20 protein-coding genes are annotated in these 23576 nt (G+C 55.7%); 14 read left to right on the top strand and 6 right to left on the bottom strand.

The window, feature by feature from the left end; translation table 11 throughout:
- Window positions 1-269: 269 nt before the first annotated feature.
- The 8 genes from ACOTXR_RS13820 to fhuB all read left to right on the top strand — a co-directional run bounded on the left by ACOTXR_RS13820 (window position 270) and on the right by fhuB (window position 11247).
- Window positions 270-842, top strand: a complete 573-nt coding sequence (locus ACOTXR_RS13820) for a fimbrial protein (RefSeq protein ID WP_023332117.1) — start codon at window positions 270-272, stop codon at window positions 840-842.
- Between the two features lie 42 nt (window positions 843-884).
- Window positions 885-1598, top strand: a complete 714-nt coding sequence (locus ACOTXR_RS13825) for a fimbrial biogenesis chaperone (protein WP_023336768.1) — start codon at window positions 885-887, stop codon at window positions 1596-1598.
- A 20-nt stretch (window positions 1599-1618) separates the two neighbouring features.
- Window positions 1619-4096 (top strand): fimbria/pilus outer membrane usher protein, encoded by a 2478-nt coding sequence (locus ACOTXR_RS13830; protein ID WP_058690749.1) that lies wholly within the window; start codon window positions 1619-1621, stop codon window positions 4094-4096.
- 13 nt (window positions 4097-4109) lie between these two features.
- Window positions 4110-5114, top strand: coding sequence for a fimbrial protein (locus ACOTXR_RS13835; protein ID WP_222834782.1), 1005 nt, complete (start codon window positions 4110-4112; stop codon window positions 5112-5114).
- 205 nt (window positions 5115-5319) lie between these two features.
- The gene (gene fhuA, locus ACOTXR_RS13840; protein WP_058690750.1) at window positions 5320-7530 is read left to right on the top strand and encodes a ferrichrome porin FhuA; all 2211 of its coding nucleotides are present in this window, start codon (window positions 5320-5322) and stop codon (window positions 7528-7530) included.
- Window positions 7531-7580: 50 nt separating this feature from the next.
- Window positions 7581-8378, top strand: coding sequence for a Fe3+-hydroxamate ABC transporter ATP-binding protein FhuC (gene fhuC / locus ACOTXR_RS13845; protein ID WP_045134598.1), 798 nt, complete (start codon window positions 7581-7583; stop codon window positions 8376-8378).
- The gene (gene fhuD, locus ACOTXR_RS13850) at window positions 8378-9268 is read left to right on the top strand and encodes a Fe(3+)-hydroxamate ABC transporter substrate-binding protein FhuD (RefSeq protein WP_014882614.1); all 891 of its coding nucleotides are present in this window, start codon (window positions 8378-8380) and stop codon (window positions 9266-9268) included. Before fhuC ends, fhuD begins: the two co-directional genes overlap by 1 nt.
- The gene (gene fhuB, locus ACOTXR_RS13855; protein WP_058690751.1) at window positions 9265-11247 is read left to right on the top strand and encodes a Fe(3+)-hydroxamate ABC transporter permease FhuB; all 1983 of its coding nucleotides are present in this window, start codon (window positions 9265-9267) and stop codon (window positions 11245-11247) included. Before fhuD ends, fhuB begins: the two co-directional genes overlap by 4 nt.
- Before the next feature lie 95 nt (window positions 11248-11342).
- Here fhuB and hemL read toward each other — a convergent pair whose 3' ends face one another.
- Window positions 11343-12623: a glutamate-1-semialdehyde 2,1-aminomutase gene (gene hemL, locus ACOTXR_RS13860; protein WP_014882616.1), complete on the bottom strand. Its 1281-nt coding sequence runs from the start codon at window positions 12621-12623 to the stop codon at window positions 11343-11345.
- A gap of 177 nt (window positions 12624-12800) precedes the next feature.
- Here hemL and clcA point away from each other — a divergent pair, with 177 nt between their 5' ends.
- A complete protein-coding gene (clcA, locus tag ACOTXR_RS13865) occupies window positions 12801-14201 on the top strand; it encodes a H(+)/Cl(-) exchange transporter ClcA (RefSeq protein ID WP_078309352.1) in 1401 nt (466 codons plus the stop codon).
- A 79-nt stretch (window positions 14202-14280) separates the two neighbouring features.
- Window positions 14281-14625, top strand: a complete 345-nt coding sequence (gene erpA / locus ACOTXR_RS13870) for an iron-sulfur cluster insertion protein ErpA (protein ID WP_008501923.1) — start codon at window positions 14281-14283, stop codon at window positions 14623-14625.
- Window positions 14626-14684: 59 nt separating this feature from the next.
- On the opposite strand, the gene ACOTXR_RS13875 is transcribed toward erpA, so the two are convergent.
- The 3 genes from ACOTXR_RS13875 to mtnN are packed head-to-tail and all read right to left on the bottom strand — an operon-like array spanning window position 14685 to window position 16827.
- A complete protein-coding gene (locus tag ACOTXR_RS13875; protein WP_014882618.1) occupies window positions 14685-15308 on the bottom strand; it encodes a TRIC cation channel family protein in 624 nt (207 codons plus the stop codon).
- Between the two features lie 27 nt (window positions 15309-15335).
- Window positions 15336-16136, bottom strand: a complete 801-nt coding sequence (btuF, locus tag ACOTXR_RS13880; RefSeq protein WP_023332124.1) for a vitamin B12 ABC transporter substrate-binding protein BtuF — start codon at window positions 16134-16136, stop codon at window positions 15336-15338.
- A complete protein-coding gene (mtnN, locus tag ACOTXR_RS13885; protein WP_014882620.1) occupies window positions 16129-16827 on the bottom strand; it encodes a 5'-methylthioadenosine/S-adenosylhomocysteine nucleosidase in 699 nt (232 codons plus the stop codon). Before mtnN ends, btuF begins: the two co-directional genes overlap by 8 nt.
- Before the next feature lie 82 nt (window positions 16828-16909).
- Between mtnN and dgt the strand changes: the two genes are divergently transcribed.
- From dgt to cdaR, 3 genes are all read left to right on the top strand, one after another.
- Window positions 16910-18424, top strand: a complete 1515-nt coding sequence (dgt, locus tag ACOTXR_RS13890) for a dGTPase (RefSeq protein ID WP_047625872.1) — start codon at window positions 16910-16912, stop codon at window positions 18422-18424.
- A gap of 131 nt (window positions 18425-18555) precedes the next feature.
- On the top strand, window positions 18556-19992 hold the full coding sequence (gene degP / locus ACOTXR_RS13895; protein ID WP_014882622.1) for a serine endoprotease DegP: 1437 nt from the start codon (window positions 18556-18558) through the stop codon (window positions 19990-19992).
- Window positions 19993-20138: 146 nt separating this feature from the next.
- The gene (cdaR, locus tag ACOTXR_RS13900; protein ID WP_014882623.1) at window positions 20139-21296 is read left to right on the top strand and encodes a DNA-binding transcriptional regulator CdaR; all 1158 of its coding nucleotides are present in this window, start codon (window positions 20139-20141) and stop codon (window positions 21294-21296) included.
- Window positions 21297-21388: 92 nt separating this feature from the next.
- On the opposite strand, the gene ACOTXR_RS13905 is transcribed toward cdaR, so the two are convergent.
- Entirely contained in the window at window positions 21389-21775 is a 387-nt protein-coding gene (locus ACOTXR_RS13905; RefSeq protein WP_014168696.1) for a DUF3461 family protein, read from the bottom strand.
- A 320-nt stretch (window positions 21776-22095) separates the two neighbouring features.
- Between ACOTXR_RS13905 and ACOTXR_RS13910 the strand changes: the two genes are divergently transcribed.
- Complete coding sequence (locus ACOTXR_RS13910; protein ID WP_058690753.1) at window positions 22096-22728, top strand: DNA-binding protein; 633 nt, start codon at window positions 22096-22098, stop codon at window positions 22726-22728.
- On the opposite strand, the gene dapD is transcribed toward ACOTXR_RS13910, so the two are convergent.
- Window positions 22725-23549 (bottom strand): 2,3,4,5-tetrahydropyridine-2,6-dicarboxylate N-succinyltransferase, encoded by an 825-nt coding sequence (dapD, locus tag ACOTXR_RS13915; protein WP_008501915.1) that lies wholly within the window; start codon window positions 23547-23549, stop codon window positions 22725-22727. The genes ACOTXR_RS13910 and dapD overlap by 4 nt on opposite strands.
- Window positions 23550-23576: the final 27 nt, after the last annotated feature.

The following is a 23576-nucleotide window of genomic DNA, read 5'->3' on the forward strand; positions in this document are numbered from 1 at the left end:
AAAGTTAATTCAAAATTAAGAATTCCTAAGATTCATTATTTTTTATTTAAAACATAGTCTTGTGCGCCATTATGTGCAGGAGGTTTTTAGGCTATCTGGACACTGGTAAGAATGATCTGATTTAATCGCCTCAAGGAATCACAGGCTTTCCTGAAACATGGCTGGGTTAATTACCCCTGTATGAGTGATATGAGCGCTTAAATAACATTCTGACGCACAGTATTGGGGCGGGAATGGATGACTGCATCGATATATATAAGGATATGATTATGAGTAAGTATGTTCTTTCTTCATTTTTGGCTGCAAGCATAATGGCAGCGCTGTCTCTGCCAGCATTTGCCGGAAACGATTCTGGCACGGTGAACTTTGCCGGGAAAGTGGTGGCCGACACCTGTGAAATTAATGTTGATGGCTCCGGTACGACCTCGTCAACCGTCACGTTCCCCGATACCTATGCGTCGGACTTTGGCACTGATGGCGCAGTGGGCACCAGCAAAACGTTTAATATTGAAGTGAAAAAATGTGACCCGCTGGTTGCCAAACTCAACCTCAAATTCAGCGGAACGACAACGGATGCCGCGCATAAACGTCTGAAGAACGACCTCAGCGGCGCCGGTAATGCCACCAACGTTGGCATCATCGTCAGCAATGAAAACGGCACGAAAGACGATGTGGTATTTGATGGCTCCCTACCTTCGACGGGAACGGATGTGGCTAACGATGCGACGGGAACAAATGCGTCAGTCTTTAACTACATCGCGAAGGTGATTCAGATTGGTGATACTGCACCCACCGCAGGCCGCTATTCTTCTTCGGCAACTTTCGAGGTTGTCTATCGCTAAGTCATTACTGGCAGCCTTTATGGCTGCCTTTTGGAACGTTGTATGAAGACTTTATTTAAATTGTTATGTGGTTGTTTAATTATTTCTTGTCTGTCAGCGCAGGCCAGCGTGGTTCTGGGTGGTACGCGTATTATTTATCCATCAAATAAAGCTGAAGTACAAATAGCCCTTAAAAATAAAGATCCCCATACGCGTTATCTGGTACAAAGCTGGGTCAGCTACGCCAATAATGCAAAAGCGCCTTTCGTTATTACGCCTCCTGTTTATAAGCTGCAGGAAAACCGTCAAACCCTTTTACACGTTATTTTTACTGGCGATAAAAAAAGCCTGCCATCAGACCGTGAATCGCTGTTCCTGGCGAATGTGAAATCGGTCTCCGCGCTGTCGCCTGAGCTGAAAGAGAAAAATACCCTGCAGTTCGCGATGAAAACGCGGCTGAAGCTTTTCTGGCGCCCGTCTCAGTTAAAAGAGGCCGATGCGCTGGTGGCGGATGAAAAAATCACGTTCCGTCGTCAGGGCGACACGCTTATTGCTAAAAACCCCACGCCGTTTTACGTCTCCTTTGGCGAGCTGGCCGTGGGCGGGAAAAGCGTACCGGTGAAAGAGACCGAAACCACGCCGGGGGCTATTTCGATGATGGTTGCACCGTTTAGCGAGCAGCATTTTGCGTTGCCAAAAGGGGCGACGGGTGCGGTGACCTGGACGGCAATCAATGATTTTGGGGCGCAAACCCCTCAGCGCAAGCAGGCCCTTTAACGGGATCGTGTTGGAATGCTATGTCCTCTCCCTCTCGCCAAAAACAGGTATGGTCCGGGATCGTGCTCGCACTGTTCGTCGCGATCCCACCTGCGTGGGCTGATGACGAATTCAACCTGCGGATCCTTGAGCTGGATACGCCGCTGGAAAATACCGCTACGCTCAAAAACTTCATTAATGATAACGGCTTGCTGGCAGGGCGCTATCTGACCACCATCATGTGGGATCGGGACGTCGTGGATAAACGCGAGGTCACCTATGTGCTTTCTGACGATAAGCAGCAGCTTCTGCCGGAGCTGACCAAAGCGGATCTGCGTGAATTTGGCGTTAACGTCGACGCGGTGCCGGATCTCAAAGATATGGACGATGCGGCCTGCATTCGGGATATCTCCCATTTCATCGAACATACTCGCTACGATTACAATCAGGATAACCAGACCCTGACGCTGGTCATTCCCCAGGCCTACCGCAACCGCGCGGCTGCGGGCGCCATTAACCCGAAATTCTGGGATGACGGTGCTCCGGCGGCCTGGACAAGCTATCAGCTCAGCGGTTCTCAGCAGCACTACAGCACGGGCCAAACCTCATCAACCTGGCTTGGCCTGACATCGGGTCTTAATCTGGGCGCGTGGCGGCTGCGCAACAACAGTACCTGGAGTGACTCTTCGGGCTGGGAAGCCATCGCCACCACCCTGCAGCGCGATATCAAAGCGCTGAAAAGCCAGCTTGAACTGGGCCAGACGTACACTAACAGCGAGCTGTTCGACAGCGTGCAGATGACCGGCCTGACGCTGGAAACGGATACGGCGATGCTACCGGTCAGCCAGCAGGGGTTTGCGCCTGTCGTGCGGGGGATTGCCAACAGCGATGCAAAAGTCACCATTAAGCAAAACGGCTACACCCTTTATCAAACCAACGTCTCGCCGGGGCCATTTGAGATCCGTGATTTAAGCCAGGTCGCCTCCGGCGCGGATCTGGAAGTCACCGTTGAAGAGGCGGATGGCTCGGAGCATAGCTTCATACAGGCCAGCGCGTCGGTGCCGGTCCTCCAGCGTGAGGGCGGGTTTAAGTATTCGCTGGCGGCCGGGCGTTATCGCGGCAATGAAGGGGAAGATGAGCCCACCTTTGTGCAAGGTACGGCTATTTATGGTCTGCCGTATGGCGTGACGGCCTACACCGGCGCTCAGGGTGCGTCGATGTATCATGCACTATTGCTGGGGGTTGGCGCGGATTTGGGTCACCTGGGCTCAGCCTCGGTGGATATCACCACCGCGAGAACCGCCTTTGATGACGGACGTGATGACGCAAATGGACTCTCATGGCGAGCGCAGTATTCAAAAGATATTCCCGACACAGATACCACCGTCACGCTTGCCAGCTACCGCTATTCCACCTCCGGGTTTTATACCTTTCAGGAGGCTATCGATCAGCGCGACAGCGAGATTGATGACGGCATTTATACCTATCGCAGAACCAACAACCGCCGAAGCCGCATGCAGGTAAACCTTTCCCAGCGGCTTTCTGACTGGGGCTCGGCGTATCTTAACGGCTATCAGCAGGATTACTGGGATATGGACGGCCACGAGCGCAGCGTCAGCGCCGGGCTGAGCTCCAGCTGGCGGGATATTACCTGGTCGATAAGCTACAACCTGACCCGCACGCCAGATGCCGATTCCGATCGGCAACTGGCGCTGAACGTCAATATCCCGTTATCGCACTGGCTCTCTAACGCGTGGGCAAACTACAGCGTAAATACCGCAAGCGGCGGGTATGTCTCGCATCAGGTGGGGATCGGGGGGACCGCGCTTGAGGATAACAAGCTGAGCTATAACCTCCAGCAGACCTACGCCAACAAAGATACGGGCTATGGCGGCAGCGTATCCGGGCGCTATCGCGGCTCGTCCGGCGAAGTTGGCATGGGGTACAGCTACGGCGGGGATAACCGCCAGTGGAACTATAACGCTCAGGGATCCATCGTGGCTCACGGTCAGGGCGTTACGCTGGGGCAGCCCGTGCGGGACGCTTTCGCGATTGTACACATCAACGACGGAGAGGATGTCAACGTTCAGAGCGGCCGCGGCATTTATACCGATGCGTTTGGTAATGCCATCGTGCCGTCGCTTACCGCTTACCGACACAACACCCTCACGGTAAACACGCAGGAACGCAGCGATATTGATATTGACGCGGCAACGTTAGATCTCGTGCCGACAAAAGGCGCGGTGATACTGGCGAACTTCGAGGCCCGCGTTGGGCGCCGCGCGCTGGTCACGCTGCGTCATCAGGGTAAACCAGTGCCGTTTGGTGCCATCGTGGCGCTTGATAACACCACCGCGATTGTCGGGGATGATGGCGAGGTCTACCTCTCAGGGCTTAATGGACACACATCGTTCAGCGCGCAGTGGGGAGAGGCGGGCGACGAACAGTGTCATGGCGTCATCGATTTACCCGATGACAATGGCGAGGGAATCATTAATACCGCGGTCAATTGCCAATGAGGCTGGAGAGAAAATGCGCGTGACTATTCTGGTGAGAACCGTTATCTCTGCCGTACTGCTGGTCGCCGCCGCGCGGGTACATCCGGCATTTGCTCAATGTACTTTCAGCGGCGGGGATGGATCTGGCGGCATTGTTACCTTTCAGCTTCCAGCGGTCTTTATGCTCGATCCCGATACCCCTGTGGGGACCGTAATTTATGACAATGCCGTCGAATCCAATGAAATTACGGTGCACTGTGGCGGAGCTGACGCGCAAATCCGGCGCGGCTATTTGACCCTGACGGATGCCGACGCGCGTGAGGACGTTCTGCCGGGAGTCTATAAAACCAACGTGCCGGGGATTGGCATCCGTGCGGCGGCGTCAAGCGAACGGTTGCCCGACTATATAGAGGAGGACCTCATTCGTCCCTGGCAGTATTATGGCTACAAACATGGCGGGTCTGATGGCACCCACGTCTTTCGGGCCGCCGCTCAACTGGTGGTCATCGGCCAGGTCCAGGACGGGATGCTGGATACCTCGCGCCTGACCTCGCAGGATACGCTCGGCGGTGTCGTGGTCGGTGAAATGCGTTTTTCGCCCACCAGCGTCCATATTACGACCAATTCCTGTAATCTGGTTGACCGTAACATTTTTGTTCCTCTCAAAACGGTCAATTCTCAGGATTTTGACGGGCAATACTCAGAGATACTGACTGATGGTAGCTTTAAGATCGCAATAAACGACTGCGCGGCGGGAACAAAGATTGACTATCAGTTCACCCGCACGGGGTCGACGGGGGTGACCAACGGCTCGGTTTTGGGCATTGCATCCGGTGATGCTGCCGCACAAGGGTTGGGGATTCAAATTCTCGACAGCAACGATACCGTCCTTCAGTTTGACCAGACCTATACTGCGATATCCGCTACGCAGGACAAGGTGCCCGCAGAGATCCCCCTGAAGGCCCGCTACGTAAAAACGGGGGAGGTCAAACCCGGAAAAGTCGAGGCGGTCGCCACGTTCGAGCTGTTTTACCGCTAATGCTTCCCGCCCGCTCCGGCGGGTTTTGGCGATCCTTTCGCTAACATCATTAACCCCCTGTTTTCATCTGGTTAATTCTTAATCCCTCAATTCTCGTAGGGCCGCTTATTGCTTGCTATGCAACCGGCGTTTCGCCTATTATTCTTGCGCTCATAATAATAATTCTCGTTTACGTTATCATTAACCTTTCCATCAGAGATACAACATGGCGCTTTCCAATACTGCTCAGCCAATCAACACGTCGCTGCGAAAAGTCGCGGTCGTCGTAGCCACAGCGGTTGCCGGCATGTCGGCTTATGCACATGCTGCCGAAACCCCGAAAAAAGAAGAAACCATTACGGTAACCGCAGCGCCTGCGGCACAGGAAAGTGCCTGGGGACCGGCACCCACGATTGCGGCCAAGCGCACCGCCACGGCGACCAAGACCGATACGCCAATTGAGAAAACCCCGCAGTCTATTTCCGTAGTCACTCGTGAAGAGATGGACATGAAGCAGCCGGGGACGGTGAAGCAAGCGCTGGCCTATACGCCGAGCGTTTTTGCTACTCGCGGTGCATCAACAACATATGATGTAGTTTCTATCCGTGGTTTCACCACTTCCACTACCGTGAATACTAACCAGTACCTGGACGGGATGAAGCTACAGGGTGATAACTATTCTGAAGCGTCAATGGATCCCTATTTCCTTGAGCGTGTCGAACTGCTGCGTGGCCCAACATCCGTTCTGTACGGTAAAAGCCACCCGGGCGGCGTGGTCAGCATGGTCAGCAAGCGCCCAACCACCGAGCCACTGAAAGAAATCCAGTTCAAAATGGGTACCGATAACCTGTGGCAAACCGGGTTTGATTTTAGCGATGCGATTGATGATGACGGCGTGTGGTCATACCGCCTCACCGGTCTGGGGCGCAGCGAAAATGCACAGCAGGAAATGGTTAAGTCCACCCGCTACGCCATTGCACCCGCTTTCAGCTGGCGTCCTGACGATAAAACGGATTTCACCTTCCTGAGTAATTTCCAGAGCGATCCGGATGCAGGCTATTACGGCTGGCTGCCGCGGGAAGGCACCGTTGTGCCGTACTATGATGCCAATGGCAATGCGCACAAGCTGCCGACAGACTTCAATGAAGGTGACGAAGACAACAAGATCTCCCGTCGCCAGAAGATGGTGGGCTACAGCTTCTCACATGAGTTTGACGATACCTTTACCGTACGTCAAAACCTGCGCTATACCAAAGTTAATACACTCTACCGTTCTGTTTACGGCAACGGCTATATCGCGCCGGGGAAAATCAGCCGGGCCTATGTACGTTCTGATGAAAACCTGAATTCGTTTACAGTTGATACTCAGCTGCAATCCAAATTTGCGACCGGTGCAGTGGATCATACCCTGTTAACGGGTGTCGATTACTTGCGCATGCGTAACGATATCGATGCTGATTACGGCACCGCTGACCCTATCAGCATGAGTAATCCGCAGCATAACAATGCCAATATCAACGTGAACTTCCCATATGCCGTGCTCAATCGTCAGGAACAAACGGGCCTGTACGCGCAAGATCAGGTTGAATGGGATAAGTGGGTCATGACCCTTGGCGGACGCTATGATTTCGCCAAAACGTCCACGTTGACGCGTTCCTCTGACACGACGGCTGAAATCAACGATCGGGCGTTCACCTGGCGCGGCGGGATCAACTACCTGTTTGATAACGGTATTACGCCGTACTTCAGCTACAGCGAATCCTTCGAGCCTATTTCCGGTGCAACCCAGGGCGGTAAACCGTTCGATCCGGCTCGTGGCAAACAGTATGAAGCGGGCGTGAAGTATGTACCGAAAGATCTGCCAGTGGTTGTGACTGCAGCGGTATACCAGCTGACTAAAAACAACAACCTGACGGCCGATCCGGCGAACCCGACCAGCGGCTTTAGCGTACAGGGCGGTGAAATTCGTTCCCGCGGGTTCGAACTGGAAGCTAAAGCGGCAGTAACGGCAAACGTTAATGTGACGGCATCCTATAGCTTTACTGATGCAGAATACACGCACGATACCTGGTATGAAGGCCGCCGTCCGGCGGAAGTGCCGCGTAATATGGCGTCTCTGTGGGCAGATTACACCTTCCACGAGACGGCGTTGAGCGGTCTGACGGTAGGGGCGGGAACCCGATACATCGGTAATACCGTTTCTTACTACTCTGCCTCGTCGCCAAAAGCCTACCAGTCGTTCAACGTCGCGGGCTATGCGCTGGCGGATGCGACCGTGAAGTACGACCTGGCTCGCTTTGGGCTGCCGGGCTCTTCTGTCGGTGTCAACGTAAACAACATCTTCGACCGCGAATACGTCTCCAGTTGCTACAGCGAATATGCGTGTTACTGGGGAGCAGGACGTCAGGTTGTCGCCACCGCGACCTTCCGCTTCTAATCTCTCTTTGGGCACGGTTCGCCGTGCCCTTTTTATTTAAGTTGGCTGATATGCAGGATAATCAAACGCAATCCGACACCACCTTCACGCTCAATCATCTCTCCTTTCGCGTACCCGGACGCACGTTGCTGCATCCGCTCTCTCTGACGTTCCCGGCCGGTAAAGTGACGGGCCTGATTGGTCACAACGGTTCCGGTAAATCCACGCTCCTTAAGATGCTGGGACGCCATCAGCCGCCGTCTGAAGGGGATATCCTGCTGGACGGACAGCAACTGGAGAGCTGGAGCAGCAAAGCCTTTGCGCGCAAAGTGGCCTATCTGCCGCAGCAGTTGCCGCAGGCGGAAGGGATGACGGTGCGTGAGCTGGTGGCGATTGGGCGTTATCCGTGGCACGGGGCGCTTGGGCGCTTCGGCGCGGCTGACCGGGAGAAAGTGGAAGAGGCGATTGCGCTGGTTGGGCTAAAACCGCTGGCGCACCGTCTGGTGGATAGCCTGTCTGGCGGTGAGCGTCAGCGGGCGTGGATTGCAATGCTGGTGGCTCAGGACAGCCGTTGCCTGCTACTGGATGAGCCTACCTCTGCGCTGGATATTGCCCATCAGGTCGACGTGCTGGCGCTGGTACACCGGTTAAGCCAGCAGCGTGGCCTGACGGTGATTGCGGTCCTGCACGATATCAACATGGCGGCTCGCTACTGCGATTATCTTGTCGCGTTACGCGGCGGCGAAATGATTGCGCAGGGAACACCGTCAGAATTGATGCGCAGCGAAACGCTGGAACACATTTACGGTATTCCAATGGGTATCTTGCCTCACCCGGCTGGGGCTGCACCGGTGAGCTTCGTGTACTGATGCTGGACAACACATTTATCAGCCGTCGTCGCCTGTTGACGGCAATGGCGCTCTCACCCCTGCTGTTTAACATGACGACGGCGCGTGCTGCCGCAGTCGATCCTCACCGCATTGTGGCGCTGGAGTGGCTGCCGGTAGAGCTGATGATGGCGCTGGGCGTCACGCCCTATGGCGTGGCGGACATCCCTAACTATAACCTCTGGGTGAACGAGCCGAAGCTGCCGGACTCGGTGATTGACATCGGCCTGCGTACGGAGCCAAACCTCGAACTGCTTACCCAAATGAAACCGTCATTCCTGTTCTGGTCTGCGGGCTATGGCCCGTCAGAAGAGACCATGGCACGTATTGCGCCAGGGCGCGGTTTTTCCTTTAGCGACGGTAAAAAACCGCTGACCGTGGCGAAAAACTCGATCAACGAGATGGCGCATTTCCTCAACCGTGAAACGGAAGCCAAAAAGCATCTCGATGAATTCGATGCCCTGATTGACGCCCTGAAGCCGCGCTTTGCCGGGCGGGGCGATCGCCCGCTGCTGATGGTGACGCTGCTGGATGCCCGCCATATGCTGGTATTCGGTAAAAACTGTCTGTTCCAGGAGGTGCTGGACAGCTTTGGCATTCGCAATGCGTGGGAAGGGGAGATGACCTTCTGGGGCAGTACCGCCGTCGGTATCGATCGTCTGGCGGCGTTTCGTGATGTGGATGTGCTGTGTTTCGACCACGGCAACGAGCGCGAAATGCAAACGCTGATGGCGACGCCGCTCTGGCAGGCGATGCCGTTTGTGCGCGAGAAGCGCTTCCAGCGTGCGCCCGCTGTGTGGTTCTACGGCGCGACGCTATCGGCCATGCATTTTGCCCGCGTACTGGATAACGCGCTGGGAGGTAAAGCATGAGTACCCGTATCGCGCGTTTCCCGGTTTTACTGCTGTCCGTGCTTTTTCTGGCTGCACTGTCATTCACCGGGTTCAATCTCTCGACGGCGTTACCGCGTGCGCAGTGGGGAGCCGCGCTGGTCTCGCCGGATATCGACAATATTCAGCAGATGCTGTTCCACTACAGCCTGCTGCCGCGTCTGGCGATCTCCCTTTTGGTCGGGGCCGGTTTAGGCCTGGTAGGCGTCTTATTCCAACAGGTATTACGTAACCCGCTGGCGGAGCCAACCACGTTGGGCGTCGCTACCGGGGCGCAGCTTGGGATCACGATCACCACGCTGTGGGCATTGCCCGGCGCGTTAACCTCGCAGTTTGCGGCCCTCGCGGGGGCGTGTGTCGTAGGGGCGCTGGTCTTTGGTGTGGCCTGGGGAAAACGCCTTTCTCCGGTAACGCTGATTCTGGCCGGGCTGGTTGTCAGCCTCTATTGCGGTGCGATTAACCAGCTGCTGGTGCTGTTCCATCACGATCAGCTGCAAAGTATGTTCCTGTGGAGCACCGGCACGCTCACCCAGACCGACTGGAGCATTGTGCAGCGTCTGTGGCCGCAGCTGGCGGGCGGGGTCGTGCTGACGCTGCTGCTCCTGCGTCCGCTGACGCTCATCGGGCTGGATGATGGCGTGGCGCGCAACCTGGGGCTGGCACTGTCGCTGGCACGCCTGGCGGCGCTCACGCTGGCGATTGTGCTGAGCGCTCTGCTGGTTAACGCGGTGGGCATTATCGGCTTTATCGGTCTCTTTGCGCCGCTGCTGGCAAAAATGCTCGGGGCGCGTCGGCTGCTGGCGCGTCTGCTGCTCGCACCGTTGATCGGGGCGCTGATCCTCTGGCTTTCCGATCAGATCATTCTCTGGCTGGCCCGCGTCTGGATGGAAGTGTCTACCGGGTCAGCAACGGCGCTTATCGGTGCGCCGCTGCTGCTGTGGTTGCTCCCGCGTTTGCGCAGCATCAGCGCGCCTGCGATGGACGCGGGCGATAAGGTCTACGCGGAACGTCAGTCGGTACTGTGGTTTAGCCTTGCCGGTCTGGGAGTCTTGCTTCTCGCCTCGTTTGCCGCACTCGCGTTTGGGCGCGATGCCGCAGGCTGGCACTGGGCAACGGGTGATTTACTCAACGAATTACTGCAATGGCGCTGGCCGCGGATCCTCTCCGCGCTTATTGCCGGTGTGATGCTGGCGGTTGCGGGCTGTATTATTCAGCGTCTGACCGGTAACCCGATGGCGAGCCCGGAAGTGCTGGGGATCAGCTCCGGTGCCGCCTTTGGCGTGGTGCTGATGCTGTTCCTGGTGCCAGGGAACGCGTTTGGCTGGTTGATGCCTGCCGGGAGTATCGGTGCGGCGGTGACGCTGATGATTATTCTGATTGCCTCTGGCCGCGGCGGATTTTCCCCGCACCGGATGTTGCTGGCCGGGATGGCGCTCAGCACGGCCTTTACGATGCTGTTGATGATGCTGCAGGCGAGTGGCGATCCGCGAATGGCGAAGATCCTGACCTGGATTTCTGGCTCAACCTACAACGCGACCGCCAGCCAGGTTGTGCATTCCGGGATCGTAATGATTGTGCTGCTGGCGATTGTGCCGCTGTGTCGTCGCTGGATGACCATTCTGCCGCTCGGCGGCGAAACGGCGCGGGCTGTGGGCATGGCGCTGACGCCTACGCGTGTCGCACTTCTCCTGCTGGCAGCGTGCCTCACGGCAACGGCAACCATGACTATTGGCCCGCTGAGCTTCGTCGGGTTGATGGCACCGCATATCGCCAGAATGATGGGGTTCCGCCGGACAATGCCGCACATTGTGATGTCAGCCCTGACGGGCGGAGTCATTCTGGTATTTGCGGACTGGTGTGGAAGGATGGTGCTGTTCCCTTACCAGATCCCGGCGGGACTGCTGTCGACCTTTATCGGCGCGCCGTATTTTATTTATCTGTTGAGAAAGCAGAGTCGGTAATAAAAGTAAACGGCAATCCTTAGATTGCCGTTTTAGGGTTTGCTCCCTCTCCCTGTGGGAGAGGGTTGGGGTGAGGGCATCACCTCGCACGGACCTTAAAGCTTCGCAAACACCTTACGCGCCGCGTCGATGGTGTTATTGATATCTTCTTCGCTGTGCGCCACGGACATAAAGCCCGCTTCAAACGCCGACGGCGCCAGGTACACACCTTCTTCCAGCATCAGGTGGAAGAAGCGCTTGAAGCGTTCAACATCGCACTTCACGACGTCCTGATAGCAGGTCACGGTTGGCGCATCGGTGAAGAAAATCCCGAACATGCCGCCGACGTGATTGACCACCAGTGGGATACCCGCCTCTTCTGCGGCTTCCAGCAGACCGTTAGCCAGTTGAGTCGTCAGGTCGGTCAGGGTTTCGTGAATACCTGGTTGCGCCACTTCGGTCAGGCAGGCGAAGCCTGCGGCCATCGCAATCGGGTTGCCGGAAAGGGTACCTGCCTGGTAGACCGGGCCCGTTGGCGCCAGCGCTTCCATCACATCCTTACGGCCGCCGAATGCGCCAACAGGCATGCCGCCGCCGATGATTTTGCCGAGGCAGGTCAGGTCCGGCTCAACGCCATAATAAGACTGGGCACCCGCCAGCGCTACGCGGAAGCCGGTCATCACTTCGTCGATGATCAGCAGGGCACCAAACTCATCGCACAGGGCGCGCAGGCCCGGCAGGAAGTCCGGCTGCGGTGGAATGCAGTTCATGTTGCCCGCTACCGGTTCAACGATGATGCAGGCGATCTCCTGCGGATACTGCTCGAACGCCGCGCGAACGGTGTTCAGATCGTTATAGGTACAGGTCAGGGTATGCTTAGCGAAATCCGCCGGCACGCCAGGCGAGTTTGGCTGGCCGAGGGTCAGCGCGCCGGAGCCTGCTTTCACCAGTAAACAGTCTGCGTGACCGTGGTAGCAGCCTTCGAATTTAATGATTTTATCGCGACCGGTAAAACCGCGCGCCAGGCGGATCGCGCTCATGGTCGCTTCTGTACCGGAGTTCACCATACGTACCATGTCCATGGTCGGCACCAGTTCGGTCACCAGCTCCGCCATCTTCACTTCCATTTCGGTTGGCGCACCGAAGCTCAGGCCACGCTGAGCGGCTTCAATGACCGCGTTACGAATGGCTGGGTGGTTGTGCCCGAGCACCATCGGTCCCCAGGAACCGACATAATCGATATAGGCTTTGCCATCGACATCATACAGATACGCGCCGTCAGCACGTTCAATAAACAGCGGCGTACCGCCCACGCCGGTAAAGGCGCGAACAGGCGAGTTCACACCACCTGGAATAAGCTCCCGGGCTGCACTGTAGAGGTTTTCAGACTTGCTCATGGCGTCGTTCCTGGTTCGTATAAAATGATTAAGCACACTATTCTAAGTGATTCGCAGTATGTTATGAAATTTTTAGCCAGATAATGCTTTAAGATTTGTTAAGTATTTTTAAGGGGACGGAGGGAAGGTCTCTGGTAAAATCTCCTCGGCTTTTTGTATGACGAATAAGAACAGGACATGAAATCAGATTCTCCGTCTTTTGAAGAACAACAGTTTACGCGCGCTCAGCACCGGATCAGTATTCGGCGGCTGCTCAATCGCGATAAAACGCCGCTGGCGATCCTGCTGGCTGCAGCCGTGGTGGGGACTCTCGCCGGTCTGGTTGGCGTGGCGTTTGAAAAAGCGGTCAATGCCGTACTCAACTGGCGAGTGGGCACCGTCGCGGGTTTTGCCGATAGCCGGTGGCTGGTCTGGGTCGGGGCATTTGGACTGTCGGCGCTGTTTGCCATGGTGGGGTATGTTCTGGTGCGTAAATTCGCCCAGGAGGCCGGCGGGTCTGGCATCCCGGAAATTGAAGGTGCACTGGAAGAGTTGCGCCCGGTGCGCTGGTGGCGCGTGATCCCGGTTAAATTCATCGGCGGTATGGGGACGTTGGGCGCGGGGATGGTGCTGGGCCGGGAAGGGCCAACGGTACAACTGGGGGGCAACGTCGGACGCATGGTGGGCGATCTGTTCCGGATGCGAAGCGCCGAAGCGCGCCATACGCTGCTCGCCACCGGTGCGGCGGCGGGCCTTTCAGCGGCGTTTAACGCACCGCTGGCGGGCATATTGTTCATCATCGAAGAGATGCGCGCGCAGTTCCGCTACAACCTGATCTCCATTAAAGCCGTGTTTACCGGCGTTATTATGTCGAGCATTGTTTTCCGTCTCTTCAATGGCGAAGGGGCGGTAATTGAGGTGGGTAAACTGACCAACGCGCCGGTCAACACCCTGTGGCTTTACCTGATCCTCGGCATGATTTTTGGCGTGGTGGGGCCGCTGTTTAACACCTGCATCTTACGTGCTCAGGATATGTTCCAGCGTATTCATGGCGGCAATACGACGAAATGGGTGCTGATGGGCGGCCTGCTGGGCGGGATGTGCGGCGTGCTCGGCTTTATTGAGCCGAATGCCGCAGGCGGCGGCTTCGGGCTGATCCCCATCGCCGCAGCGGGAAATTTCAGCGTCGGTCTGCTGCTGTTTATGTTTATCTCCCGGGTTATCACAACGGTTCTGTGCTTTTCCTCCGGTGCACCCGGCGGGATTTTCGCCCCGATGCTGGCGCTTGGTACGCTGCTGGGCACCGCGTTTGGTATGGCAGCCAAAGTGGGCTTCCCGGCGTATCATCTTGATGCTGGCACCTTCGCGGTGGCCGGTATGGGGGCACTGCTGGCAGCGTCTCTGCGTGCACCGTTGACCGGTATCGTGCTGGTGCTGGAGATGACAGATAATTACCAGCTCATTTTGCCAATGATCATTACCTGTCTCGGGGCGACACTATTAGCCCAATTCCTGGGCGGGAAACCGCTATACTCCACCATCCTCGCGCGTACCCTGGCAAAGCAAGAGGCGGAGCGGGCCGCCGCGCAGAATACTTGAATGAATTACCAGGGTATTAGATAATGACGAAAAGAATTGGGTGAATTTTACCCAATAGCAGTATTCATGGGAGCATAAGATGAGTGATGACGTAGCTGTGCCGCTGGAATTTACCGAAGCAGCAGCCAACAAAGTGAAAACCCTGATTGCCGACGAAGACAATCCGGATCTGAAACTGCGTGTCTATATTACCGGTGGCGGCTGCAGCGGCTTCCAGTACGGTTTTACTTTTGACGATCAGGTGAACGATGGTGATATGACCATCGAGAAGCAGGGCGTTGCGCTGGTGGTTGACCCGATGAGCCTGCAGTATCTCGTCGGCGGTTCAGTGGATTACACCGAAGGTCTGGAAGGGTCACGCTTTGTGGTGACTAACCCGAACGCAACCAGCACCTGCGGGTGTGGTTCTTCGTTCAGTATTTAAGCCTGAATGCGGATTTGTAGGCCCGGTAAGCGAAGCGCCACCGGGCTTATAAACGACGCCTATCTTGAATTTTCATCCAGCGCAAACGTCGGCAGCTTCAGGTGCCAGCGTATTGCCGCCAGACGAATCACCAGCGTCACGACCATCCCCAGCATCGCAGCATTTTCCAGCGGCACCGCAAAGGTGTAATACGCCGTGGCGTGCACAATCCCGCCAATAATACAGGCAGTAGCATAGATCTCGGTACGCAGGATCATCGGTACTTCACGCGCCAGAATGTCGCGAATAATGCCGCCGCCCACGCCGGTTAATACGCCCATGCAGATCGCGACCATCGGGCCGGTTCCGGCATTGAAGGCTTTATTGACGCCAATACCGACAAACACGGCCAGACCCACGGCATCCAGCACCGGGAGTATCCATTTCGGTAATCTGCGGGGCTGGCGAACCAGCACAATGGTTAACAGACAGGTCACCATGGCTACCACCAGATCGGTCGGATCTTTCACCCAAAACACCGGGCCATTCGCCAGCGCCATATCACGGATAGTCCCGCCGCCAACGGCAGTGACTACGCCAAGCACCAGCACGCCAAACGGATCCATGCGTAGTTTTCCGGCGAGCAGAACGCCGGAGATAGCAAAAACGGCTGTGCCAAGAATATCCAGCCAATAAACGAGCATCGTTAAATCCTCGAAAAAGGTCTTCTGTTAGTGACTCTCTGCCAGTGCGGCACAGAGCTGTTTTGCGGCGAGGATAATACGCGGGCTGGCGCGTTCAAACCAGTCACTGTTGAGTGGGATCACCGGAATTTTTAGCTGGCTTTGCCAGAATTGTTTAATTTTAGGAATCTCGCTCGCATTTCCGACCACGACGATGGCCTGCGGCTGGCGCGCCAGAACCTGCTCACGGCTAACCTGCGGCCACGGTACCCGGCTGGCAGCAAAGATATTTTCACCGCCACACACTTCCAGGACCTGGTTCTGAATTGACCCTTTACCTGTGGTAAACAGCGGCTGACTGCCAAACTGCAGGAAGATGCGCTTTTTAACGGACGTATCGTATTGAGCTTTCAGCGCAGCATAGTCATTGAGCATCTGGCTCGCCGCATGCCTGGCTTTTTCAGGCGCAGGGCTATAAGGGGCAAGGGCTCGCAGTGCCTGAGCGACTTGCTCAATACTTACGGCGTCAACCCACATGACCTTGATGCCAAGCGAGGTAAGCTGATTGACCTGCCGTTCGGCGTTACCGCCACGCCAGGCCAGCACGAGATCGGGTCTCAGCGCCACGATGCGCTCAAGGTTCATCCCTTGCCAGGTCGCAACGTGTTCAATGTTGGCCGCCTGGGGGGGGTAATCCGAAAAGCTACTCACGCCAACGGGGGTGATGCCAGCGGCAAAGGCCAGCTCGGTGTTAGCGGGAGAGAGCGTAATTACGCGAGGCGCGGCACAGAGCCACGCTGAAGCAAGCAGAAGCAGGGCGGCGAGCGCCCTGAGGGATGGTTTAGCCACGTGCCAGGTTCTGCACCAGGCGTTCCACCATCACGGTGGACTGTTTTGCCGCAACGGTCAGGAACTCGTCGAAGCTGATGTGAGACTGCTGGTCTGCGACGTCAGAGATGGCGCGAACCACCACGAACGGTACGCTGAAGTTGTGGCAAACGTGCGCAATCGCGGTCGCTTCCATCTCAACGGCAACCGCCTGCGGGAAGTTATGACGGATTTTTGCCAGACCGACGGAGCCATTGATGAACGCATCACCGCTGACAATCAGGCCGCGTACCGCGTTAAGATTGAGCTCAGCAATACAGGTTTCAGCCGCCGCAATCAGTTTGTCGTCAGCTTTAAACCCTGCCGGGCAGCCCGGGAGTTGACCGTATTCGTAGCCAAACGCGGTGACGTCGGCATCGTGATAACGCGCTTCGTCGGAGACAACGATATCGCCCACTTTCAGCGTCGGCGCCAGGCCGCCAGCCGAACCGGTGTTCACGATCACGTCCGGCTTGCAGCGCTCAAGCAGCAGGGTCGCACCCAGCGCAGCAGCCACTTTACCGATGCCTGATTTCAGCAGAGCCACGTCAACACCGTTAAGCTGACCGGTGTAGATCTCACACCCCCCCAGAGAGAGGGTCTGACGGTTCTCAATTTTGTCACGCAGGAGCGTAACTTCTTCTTCCATTGCACCAATAATGCCGATTTTCATAGATTTACTCGCGATGTGCCTTGTTAAGATGCATAGTCTATCATGCGGTTAAGGGGAAACGCATTCTCACGCGGGGGAGCACATGTCACCAATCGATTTTCGTACCAAAATTAACTGGCACCGACGTTTCCGCTCGCCACAGGGCGAGAAGAGCGAACATGAGATCCTGCGTATCTTCGAAAGCGATCGAGGAAGGATTATTAACTCGCCCGCCATCCGGCGTTTGCAGCAAAAAACGCAGGTGTTTCCGCTGGAGCGTAATGCCGCTGTACGCACGCGCTTAACCCACTCAATGGAAGTGCAGCAGGTCGGGCGGTATATTGCCAAAGAGATTTTAAGCCGTCTCAAAGAGCTACGTTTACTGGAAACCTATGGTCTGGACGAGCTGACGGGGCCCTTCGAGAGCATCGTTGAGATGGCCTGCCTGATGCATGACATCGGCAATCCGCCTTTTGGTCACTTTGGCGAGGCGGCAATTAATGACTGGTTTAAACAACGCCTTCATCCGTCGGATGCGGCAAGCCAGCCGCTCAGCGATGACCGCTGCATCGTGCGGGATTTACGTCTGCGTGAAGGTGAAGAAGGGCTTAACGATCTGCGTCGCAAAGTGCGTCAGGATCTCTGTCACTTCGAGGGCAATGCCCAGGGTATCCGACTGGTACATTCTCTGATGCGCATGAACCTGACCTGGGCGCAGGTCGGCTGTATCCTGAAATATACGCGTCCCGCGTGGTGGACGGGAGAGACGCCTGCATCCCACAGCTATTTAATGAAGAAACCGGGCTACTACCTTTCCGAAGAGGCCTATATTGAACGGCTGCGTAAAGAACTTTCATTGACGCCAAACGGTCGCTTTCCATTAACCTGGATTATGGAAGCCGCGGATGATATTTCCTATTGCGTCGCTGACCTGGAAGATGCCGTTGAGAAAAGAATATTCAGCGTCGAGGAGCTTTACCAGCACCTTTATGCCGCCTGGGGAAACCACGAAAAAGGTTCACTGTTTGCTCAGGTTGTCGAAAATGCCTGGGAAAAGTCGCGCTCAAATACATTAAGCCGCAGCACGGAAGACCAGTTCTTTATGTATTTGCGCGTCAATACATTAAATAAACTGGTGCCCTACGCAGCCTCGCGCTTTATCGATAATCTGCCGCAGATTTTCAGCGGGGAATTCAATCACGCGCTGCTGGAAGATGACAGCAGTTTCAGTCAACTCCTTGAGCTCTATAAACATGTGGCGATGCGGCATGTGTTCAGCCATCCGGATGTCGAGCAGCTCGAACTGCAGGGCTACCGGGTAATCAGTGGGTTACTGGAAATTTATTCTCCGTTGCTTCAGCTGTCGGTCGACGAATTCAGTGAGCTGGTGGAAAAAGAACGCGTGCGACGAATTCCCATCGAATCCCGGCTTTATCAAAAACTTTCAACCCGTCATCGGCTGGCCTATGTCGAAGCGATAAGTAAGCTGGATCGTCACGCTACGCAGTGGCCGGTAATGGAATATTATTATCGCTGCCGTCTTATCCAGGACTATATCAGCGGCATGACGGATTTGTATGCCTGGGATGAATACCGCAAGCTAATGGCTGTGGAATAAACGCTGAGTTTTGTAAAGACAGCCAATAAATTTTTACCTTTTCCATAAACTTATGGCCGGAACTAAGCGGTATAAAATGAATCTGAGTTACACAGCAATTTTGCGTTACCTGTAAATCGAGATTGAGAAACATGAAAAAAACCACATTAGCAATGAGTGCACTGGCTCTGAGTTTAGGTTTAGCGCTGTCTCCTCTGACTGCTACCGCAGCCGAGACCGCGTCATCGGCAGCAACCGCGCAGCAGATGCCAAGCCTGGCACCGATGCTCGAAAAAGTGATGCCATCGGTGGTGAGTATTAACGTTGAGGGGAGTACGACCGTCAATACGCCGCGTATGCCGCGTAACTTCCAGCAGTTCTTTGGTGACAACTCACCGTTCTGCCAGGACGGTTCGCCATTCCAGAGTTCCCCGTTCTGTCAGGGCGGTGGTGCAGGGGATGACAGCCAGGGCGGCGGCCAGCAACAGAAATTCATGGCGCTTGGCTCGGGGGTCATTATCGATGCAGCGAAAGGCTACGTCGTGACCAACAACCACGTGGTTGATAACGCGAACAGCATTAAGGTTCAGCTGAGCGATGGCCGTAAGTTCGACGCAAAAGTGGTCGGCAAAGACCCGCGTTCCGATATTGCGCTGATCCAGATTCAGGATCCGAAAAACCTGACGGCGATTAAAATTGCCGACTCTGATGCGCTGCGCGTAGGTGACTACACAGTGGCTATCGGTAACCCGTTCGGTCTGGGCGAAACCGTGACCTCAGGTATCGTCTCTGCGCTGGGCCGTAGCGGCCTGAACGCAGAGAACTATGAAAACTTTATTCAGACGGATGCGGCCATCAACCGCGGTAACTCCGGCGGTGCGCTGGTGAACCTGAACGGCGAGCTGATCGGTATTAACACCGCGATCCTGGCGCCGGACGGCGGCAACATCGGGATCGGCTTTGCTATCCCGAGCAACATGGTGAAAAACCTGACCGCGCAGATGGTGCAGTACGGCCAGGTGAAACGCGGCGAGCTGGGCATTTTGGGCACCGAGCTGAACTCTGAGCTGGCAAAAGCGATGAAAGTGGATGCCCAGCGCGGCGCGTTCGTCAGCCAGGTGATGCCGAACTCCTCTGCGGCGAAAGCAGGGATTAAAGCGGGTGACGTGATCACCTCCCTGAACGGTAAGCCGATCAGCAGCTTTGCAGCCCTGCGTGCGGAAGTCGGCTCTATGCCGATTGGCAGCAAAGTGACCCTCGGTCTGCTGCGTGACGGTAAGCCGGTCAACGTGAGCCTGGAGCTGCAGCAGAGCAGCCAGAATCAGGTTGATTCCAGCACCATCTTCAGCGGTATTGAAGGTGCTGAGATGAGCAATAAGGGCGCAGACAAAGGTGTGGTAGTGAATAACGTGAAGGCGAATTCACCTGCTGCCCGTATCGGCCTGAAAAAAGGGGATGTGATCATGGGCGCTAACCAGCAGCCGGTGAAAAACATCGCTGAACTGCGCAAAATTCTCGACAGCAAACCGTCCGTGCTGGCGTTGAATATTCAGCGTGGTGATACCTCTATCTACCTGCTGATGCAGTAATCCTCTTAAGCCCCTGTACGCAGGGGCTTTCTTGTTTCTGTGACTTTTCCCACAACTCCATACTTCTTCCGCTCTCTTTGTGCATTCGCACAATGCAGCCGTCACTGAACTTCCCTATGCTTGAGCTCTGCTCAGAGGAGGGTGACATGGCTGGCTGGCATCTTGATACCAAAATGGCGCAGGATATTGTGGCGCGCACGATGCGCATCATTGATACCAACATCAATGTAATGGATGCCCGTGGGCGCATTATTGGTAGTGGCGATCGTGAGCGCATTGGTGAATTGCACGAAGGCGCGCTTTTGGTGCTCTCTCAGGGGCGTGTGGTTGATATCGACGATGCGGTTGCGAAACACCTGCACGGCGTGCGCCAGGGCATCAATTTACCGCTGCGCCTTGAAGGCGAGATTGTGGGGGTTATCGGCCTGACCGGCGAGCCGGAGTCCCTGCGTAAATATGGCGAGCTGGTCTGTATGACGGCGGAAATGATGCTGGAGCAGTCGCGCCTGATGCATCTGCTCGCCCAGGACAGCCGCCTGCGCGAAGAGCTGGTGATGAACCTTATTCAGGCGGAAGAGCTTACGCCTGCACTCAGCGAATGGGCGCAGCGCCTGGGGATCGACCTCAATCAGCCGCGCGTGGTGGCGGTGATCGAGGTCGATAGCGGTCAGCTTGGCGTAGACAGCGCGATGGCCGAACTGCAGCAGCTGCAAAATGCGCTGACGACCCCGGAACGCGATAACCTGGTGGCGATAGTCTCGCTGACGGAAATGGTGGTGCTCAAACCCGCGCTCAATCCGTTTGGCCGCTGGGATGCCGAAGATCATCGTCGTCGCGTGGAACTGCTGATTTCCCGGATGCAGGAGAACGGTCAGCTGCGTTTTCGCGTTGCGCTCGGCAATTACTTTTCCGGGCCGGGCAGTATTGCCCGCTCCTGGCGCACCGCGCGCACCACCATGATGGTGGGTAAGCAGCGGATGCCGGAGAGCCGCAGTTATTTCTATCAGGACCTGATGCTGCCGGTGCTGCTCGACAGCCTGCGCGGTGGCTGGCAGGCCAACGAGCTGGCGCGGCCCTTAGCGCGCCTGAAAGCGATGGACAACAACGGCCTGCTGCGCCGGACGCTGCAGGCGTGGTTCCGCCATAACGTGCAGCCGCTGGCGACGTCGAAGGCGTTGTTTATTCATCGCAATACGCTGGAGTACCGGCTTAACCGGATTTCGGAGCTAACGGGGCTGGATCTGGGGAATTTTGACGACAGGCTGCTGCTGTATGTGGCGTTGCAGCTGGATGAGCAGAGATGACTGAGTGCGGGCTGGTGCCCTCACCCCATCCCTCTCCCACGGGGAGAGGGCGCAAACATTAAAAACGGCAATCAGGGACTGCCGTTTTGCTTTTATTTCCGAGTTAACTTCTCAAGATCCGCTTCAATCTCGCTGATCTTATTGGTAACAACGCTTTCAAGGTGACGCAGATCGTCAAGGATCTTACGCTTGAGATCGACTTCAGTGCGGTCGCGCTGACAAATCTGATCGAGTTCATCGATCACATAGCGCAGGTTAGGGCTGATTTCCTGAACTTCTTTGTACCCCTGGCCTACGCCGTCCGCGACGACGGTCTTACGCTGGCGTGGATATTTAAACTTCACGCTTTTGGCGAAAAACTCGCCTTTATCCTTGTGAAAATAAATTTTTAAGATGTCGTTGTTGGCTTCCTGGCGGAGGCTGTAACGATCAATTTCATCAGGATTGGTAATGCCCAGACTTTTCAGATTATCGTACATAGCGGTACCCTTATCTCAACATAACCTTTGAATAATTAATGAAAAAATTCCTTTTTGCCACCCTCGGGTTCAAAAAAAGCGGGGTCGATCCTGATTACCTTTCACTGACATTACCGAGCAGGGAAAATAAATGCTCCCACTCGTTTATTGTTGTTTTTAACGACCACGTCAAGCGGAAATCAATGTAATAAGGTAATCATTTCTCTCAACGTTAATGCAGCATCGTGAGAGTCATGAGAAAAGGCGAGCGAGACGGTATTCAAAGCCGGGGAATTCAGGCAAAGTTATCGCACGAAAGCGTAGGCTGCGGGGATAATGACATGTCAGGACGCATTGATTATCAAATTGAAAAATATAGCTTTGGTGCCGTAGAAGAGAACCAAAGACTCACGCATCAGTGGGCAGAAGTCGCCGCTGAATGCCGCCAGCTTCAGGCGGGGGCGGAGGAGCGTTTACGCATTGCCTTGCTCAACGTGGATTATGTCACCAGCTTCGAACTGCCATTTCGGCTGATACTGACCCGCGCCCCGCAGCTAATCGCCGGGCTGCGCGATGAGTTTCAGCTAAACCAGAAGAACGTCATCTTCAACGGCAAGCGCTTTGGCTGCGTTTACAGCCTGAAGGGCGATCTGGATGCGATCCCCGACGCTTTTCAATACCGCATGACCACCCGCATTCGACGGGTCGATCCCACCGGGCTTACGGCGGAGCCATTCCGGCAGATTGCCAGAGAGGTCAAAGCGCCGCGTGAGCGACTGACGCTGGCGCTGGAATCGGGTCTGGCTGTGACTGCGCTTGACGGGCTTTTCTGGTTGGGGAGCCAGCGTATGGCGGCGGATATTGCAGGGTTGAGAAGAAAGGGAATGGCAATCGTGACTGCGGAAACGGACGTCTTTGATGATTACACCGGGACGCACAGGCGGGTCCCGGTGTATCAACGGGTCAGCGATTAGTCGATGGTGCGCAGCAGTTCGTTGATACCGACTTTACCGCGGGTTTTCGCATCCACTTTCTTCACGATAACGGCACAGTACAGGCTGTATTTGCCATCTTTCGACGGCAGGTTACCGGAAACGACCACGGAGCCCGCCGGAACGCGGCCGTAGTGAACTTCGCCGGTTTCGCGATCGTAAATACGGGTGCTCTGGCCGATGTAAACGCCCATGGAGATCACGGAACCCTCTTCCACGATCACGCCTTCAACCACTTCTGAACGCGCGCCGATGAAGCAGTTGTCTTCGATGATGGTTGGGTTAGCCTGCAGTGGCTCCAGAACACCACCGATGCCCACGCCGCCGGACAGGTGAACGTTTTTACCGATTTGGGCACAGGAACCGACGGTAGCCCAGGTATCCACCATGGTACCTTCGTCAACGTAGGCACCGATGTTCACGTAGGATGGCATCAGCACGGTGTTGCGTGCGATGAACGCGCCCTGACGCACTGCAGCAGGCGGCACCACGCGGAAGCCTTCTTTCTGGAAACGCGCTTCGTCGTAATCCGCGAATTTCATTGGGACTTTATCGAAGTAGCGGCTTTCTGCTCCGTCGATAACCTGGTTATCGTTGATACGGAAAGAGAGCAGCACCGCTTTCTTCAGCCATTGATGAGTAACCCACTGACCGTCGATTTTTTCTGCCACGCGCAGCGCGCCGGAATCCAGCAGGGAAATCACCTGGTTTACCGCTTCACGGGTTACGGTATCCACATTTGCCGGGGTAATCTCGGCGCGACGCTCAAAAGCGGACTCAATAACGTTCTGTAACTGCTGCATTGTTTACTCTTTCCATTTCACTAAAAA

The sequence above is a fragment of the Enterobacter cloacae complex sp. IR53030 genome (assembly GCF_049238365.1).
In the GTDB taxonomy this organism is placed as follows: Bacteria; Pseudomonadota; Gammaproteobacteria; order Enterobacterales; family Enterobacteriaceae; genus Enterobacter; species Enterobacter kobei.

Bases quoted from the DNA above. Each gene is read 5' to 3' on its own strand.
- hemL (WP_014882616.1), bottom strand. From the start codon at position 12,623: ATGAGCAAGTCTGAAAACCTCTACAGTGCAGCCCGGGAGCTTATTCCA.
- ACOTXR_RS13875 (WP_014882618.1), bottom strand. From the start codon at position 15,308: ATGCTCGTTTATTGGCTGGATATTCTTGGCACAGCCGTTTTTGCTATC.
- cdaR (WP_014882623.1), top strand. From the start codon at position 20,139: ATGGCTGGCTGGCATCTTGATACCAAAATGGCGCAGGATATTGTGGCG.
- dapD (WP_008501915.1), bottom strand. From the start codon at position 23,549: ATGCAGCAGTTACAGAACGTTATTGAGTCCGCTTTTGAGCGTCGCGCC.
- mtnN (WP_014882620.1), bottom strand. From the start codon at position 16,827: ATGAAAATCGGCATTATTGGTGCAATGGAAGAAGAAGTTACGCTCCTG.
- ACOTXR_RS13825 (WP_023336768.1), top strand. From the start codon at position 885: ATGAAGACTTTATTTAAATTGTTATGTGGTTGTTTAATTATTTCTTGT.
- fhuC (WP_045134598.1), top strand. From the start codon at position 7,581: ATGCAGGATAATCAAACGCAATCCGACACCACCTTCACGCTCAATCAT.
- ACOTXR_RS13835 (WP_222834782.1), top strand. From the start codon at position 4,110: ATGCGCGTGACTATTCTGGTGAGAACCGTTATCTCTGCCGTACTGCTG.
- clcA (WP_078309352.1), top strand. From the start codon at position 12,801: ATGAAATCAGATTCTCCGTCTTTTGAAGAACAACAGTTTACGCGCGCT.
- degP (WP_014882622.1), top strand. From the start codon at position 18,556: ATGAAAAAAACCACATTAGCAATGAGTGCACTGGCTCTGAGTTTAGGT.
- ACOTXR_RS13910 (WP_058690753.1), top strand. From the start codon at position 22,096: ATGTCAGGACGCATTGATTATCAAATTGAAAAATATAGCTTTGGTGCC.
- ACOTXR_RS13830 (WP_058690749.1), top strand. From the start codon at position 1,619: ATGTCCTCTCCCTCTCGCCAAAAACAGGTATGGTCCGGGATCGTGCTC.
- ACOTXR_RS13820 (WP_023332117.1), top strand. From the start codon at position 270: ATGAGTAAGTATGTTCTTTCTTCATTTTTGGCTGCAAGCATAATGGCA.
- erpA (WP_008501923.1), top strand. From the start codon at position 14,281: ATGAGTGATGACGTAGCTGTGCCGCTGGAATTTACCGAAGCAGCAGCC.
- fhuB (WP_058690751.1), top strand. From the start codon at position 9,265: ATGAGTACCCGTATCGCGCGTTTCCCGGTTTTACTGCTGTCCGTGCTT.
- ACOTXR_RS13905 (WP_014168696.1), bottom strand. From the start codon at position 21,775: ATGTACGATAATCTGAAAAGTCTGGGCATTACCAATCCTGATGAAATT.
- dgt (WP_047625872.1), top strand. From the start codon at position 16,910: ATGTCACCAATCGATTTTCGTACCAAAATTAACTGGCACCGACGTTTC.
- fhuA (WP_058690750.1), top strand. From the start codon at position 5,320: ATGGCGCTTTCCAATACTGCTCAGCCAATCAACACGTCGCTGCGAAAA.
- fhuD (WP_014882614.1), top strand. From the start codon at position 8,378: ATGCTGGACAACACATTTATCAGCCGTCGTCGCCTGTTGACGGCAATG.